The organism is Salinimicrobium oceani, assembly GCF_012037645.1.
On the sequence record NZ_JAAVJR010000477.1, the window covers coordinates 1 to 490 of the forward strand.

1 pseudogene is annotated in these 490 nt (G+C 41.8%); it reads right to left on the reverse strand.

Going from position 1 to position 490, the window contains the following annotated elements:
- Positions 1–354: pseudogene (locus HC175_RS17820) on the reverse strand (phospho-N-acetylmuramoyl-pentapeptide-transferase); the annotation flags it as partial.
- Positions 355–490: the final 136 nt, after the last annotated feature.

Consider the following 490-nt stretch of genomic DNA (forward strand, 5'->3'; position numbering starts at 1 on the left):
ATCGTCCAAAAATCCTATCGCTCCCATCCAAAGAGTGGTAACGATCAAAAGGATCACATAAATATTGTCGAGTCGGGCCAGCAACAATACAGGTATCAAGGTTGCTAAAATGATGATCAATCCTCCCATAGTAGGGGTACCTGCCTTTTCAGTTTGGCCTTCCAGCCCAAGATCTCTTACACTCTCGCCAATTTGTTTTTTCTGAAGATAATTGATGATCCTTTTTCCATAGATTGTCGAAATTCCCAAAGAAATGATGATAGCCATAGCCGAACGGAAGGAGATGTACTGGTACAACCGCTCCCCGGGAAAGGTGTAGGCTTCTTCAAGATATTCGAACAGGTGGTATAACATATCTTCTAATTTCCCTGCCTGGATTTTACTTTTTCAATTCTTTCAAAGTTTCGCTTACGATCTTAAAGTCGTCAAAATCTTTCCTCACACCATTGATCTCCTGATAGGTCTCATGACCTTTCCCGGCGATAAGGAT